Annotated in this window: 5 protein-coding genes; 1 reads left to right on the top strand and 4 read right to left on the bottom strand. The window is 61.2% G+C overall.

What is annotated here, in order from left to right; translation table 11 throughout:
- Nucleotides 1–234 (top strand): cytochrome c (locus EN935_RS32535; protein WP_164771551.1); only part of this gene is annotated, 234 nt, incomplete at its 5' end.
- A 299-nt stretch (nucleotides 235–533) separates the two neighbouring features.
- On the opposite strand, the gene EN935_RS42400 is transcribed toward EN935_RS32535, so the two are convergent.
- The 4 genes from EN935_RS42400 to EN935_RS32520 form a co-directional block, all read right to left on the bottom strand.
- Nucleotides 534–683 (bottom strand): hypothetical protein, encoded by a 150-nt coding sequence (locus EN935_RS42400; RefSeq protein WP_245468686.1) that lies wholly within the window; start codon nucleotides 681–683, stop codon nucleotides 534–536.
- Nucleotides 684–970: 287 nt separating this feature from the next.
- Nucleotides 971–1,102 (bottom strand): hypothetical protein, encoded by a 132-nt coding sequence (locus tag EN935_RS42855; RefSeq protein ID WP_281040381.1) that lies wholly within the window; start codon nucleotides 1,100–1,102, stop codon nucleotides 971–973.
- Between the two features lie 5 nt (nucleotides 1,103–1,107).
- Nucleotides 1,108–1,407: a monooxygenase gene (locus tag EN935_RS32525; protein WP_127262853.1), complete on the bottom strand. Its 300-nt coding sequence runs from the start codon at nucleotides 1,405–1,407 to the stop codon at nucleotides 1,108–1,110.
- A 161-nt stretch (nucleotides 1,408–1,568) separates the two neighbouring features.
- Nucleotides 1,569–2,003: a Rid family hydrolase gene (locus EN935_RS32520; protein ID WP_127262854.1), complete on the bottom strand. Its 435-nt coding sequence runs from the start codon at nucleotides 2,001–2,003 to the stop codon at nucleotides 1,569–1,571.
- Between the last annotated feature and the right edge of the window lie 150 nt (nucleotides 2,004–2,153).

Genomic DNA, 2,153 nt, shown 5'->3' with positions numbered 1-2,153 from the left:
CCGGAGAATCTGCTCCATGCCGTCCTGGAAGGCGTGTTCGCGCCGGCAGCCTCGCCGCTCAGGACAGACGCGGGTGATTTCGGCGTCATGGCGATGCCGGCCTTCGGCGGCGTGCTGCATGATGCCGATCTGATTGACCTCGTGGGCTATCTAAGGGCGCGTTTCGCACCCGGAAAACCCGACTGGCAAGCCATCCCGGACTCACTCGCCGCCCTCCGATCCGCTCATCATTGAACCAACGAAAATATCACTTCCAAACACCAACGTTCCCGCCGAACGGCCAGGGGAGATGGTGTTCCCACCGCTCGGGGCACGCATCACGCCTGTCCCGTTCTCGTCAGTCGCGCAAGACGACAACCATCCGGCCGCCTGCCGAAACTCGCTTTGGACGCCACAGCCTTCGTCGCCCGGTCATCGATTTCGAGACGGCTCAGGTTCTGCTGTGTAACAAGCGATCCTGGCTGCATCAAAGGCAGATGGTGTTGTCTTGGGCAGCCGAAGAAGGTCAGGGATGGCATCGTCGGCCCAGCCTGTCAGCGAGGCGACCATTTGGCGAGCCGGGCGGCGAGATCGGCCCGCACGATCGGCACGTCGCGATAGGCTTGCATGGCGCGCTCCTCGACGGTCACCCGGATCGTCGGCGCCAGGAGGTCGAAGCCGTAGGAAAGGCCGCCGCCCATCACGATCAGGTCGGGGCGAAAAGAGATGCAAGAGGTTGGTAAGCCGATGCGGAGCCACTTGGCTTGACCAGTTGGCGAGCCGCCGCATCACCCGTCCGCGCGGCCTCCACGACATGCCGCGCCGAATCGCCATTGTTCGAAAGGCGCCTGGGCAGCGAGACGTCGCTCGGCGCGGCATGTCGTGTCGCCCGTCCAAGCGCGGTGCCGGAGGCGACCGCCTCGGATTGATAGATGCTCTCGAAATGGCACCGCTGGATCATCCTCAATAGCCCGTGAGATCAACCGCAGGACTACTCGGCAGCCAAAGGCAGCGGCCGTTCACGCCTGTGCTTTATCGTCAGCCAAAGATCCTCGTTCTCGATGACGCAGGCAGTCAGCGCGGCGCCGCTTCGTGTTGTCTCGCACCACGCAATCGTCTGCATATCGCTCATCGCCCCCGGGTGGCCATGGACAGCGATTCGTTGACGCCGTACGAGCGGACGTCGATGTCGGTGATGCCGAAATCCTTCAAGCGCGCGGAATGTTTCTCTGTATACGTTTGCGCGCGCGCGACGCTGTCGAACAGATATACTCCGCCCGCGACACCTCGATCAGCCGCCTCGGTCCACACCTTCCAAATCAGCCCCGGCTCATTGGCGATGTCCAAGGCCAATCCATCTAGCACACGGGCCATCTCTTCGCCCCACGGCCCGCGGAACCCGAATTCAAACACCAGAAGCGTCGTCATGGTCAGTCCTTTCCAATGCTTGAAATTTCGCGCCCGCCAGCTCGGGCGGGTGTCGATAGTAGATCGACCGTTGCTTCATGCGCATCGTTAGATGCTTGCGCCCCACGAAGCCTACCTCCACGTGGCTCGAAACCACCGATCAGCCGCTCGGCCGTCCACAGCTAGTCTGCTGAGATCGCCACGATCGCTTCCACCTCGAAAAGCATACCTTCGAGGGCTAAGCGCGGAACCGGAACTAGCGTGGCCGTCGGCATCATGCCAGGACCATAAGCACGTGCGAACTCCTCGCCGAGAATGTGAAGCTTCTTCTCATCGTGATCGACGACCAGCATCGTTTGTTTGATGACGCTCTGCAGATCGGCGTTGACAGCGGCCGCAGCGACCGCAAGGTTCCCGAGGGCTTGCCGTACCTGAAGACGGAAGTCAGGTGAAAGTGACCCGTCCGGCGTTTCACCGCCTTGCCCAGCTATAAATGCGATACGGGCTCCCGTGCCGAGCCGGGCAACATGCGAATAGCCGTAAGCCGACGGGTCATAGAGGCTGGCAGGATTGATGAACTCGAATGCTCGAGTCTGCGCCGTTTTTGCATTAGCCAATGGTTTCTCTCTCTCTTTTGCTGGGTTTGTGGTCGATCCAGTCGTAACCGCTACGCAAGCGATAGGTGACCCCGTCGAGCTGCTGCCGTATTGCGCTACAGCTCGACGAAAATCCTCGCGTAGTTACATCGCAGCAGACTGACCGGAGCC

The organism is Mesorhizobium sp. M7D.F.Ca.US.004.03.1.1, assembly GCF_003998635.1.
Classification (GTDB): Bacteria; Pseudomonadota; Alphaproteobacteria; order Rhizobiales; family Rhizobiaceae; genus Mesorhizobium; species Mesorhizobium loti.
This window is presented reverse-complemented; position numbering and strand designations above follow the sequence as displayed.

Bases quoted from the DNA above. Each gene is read 5' to 3' on its own strand.
- EN935_RS42855 (WP_281040381.1), bottom strand. From the start codon at position 1,102: ATGCAGACGATTGCGTGGTGCGAGACAACACGAAGCGGCGCCGCGCTG.
- EN935_RS32525 (WP_127262853.1), bottom strand. From the start codon at position 1,407: ATGACGACGCTTCTGGTGTTTGAATTCGGGTTCCGCGGGCCGTGGGGC.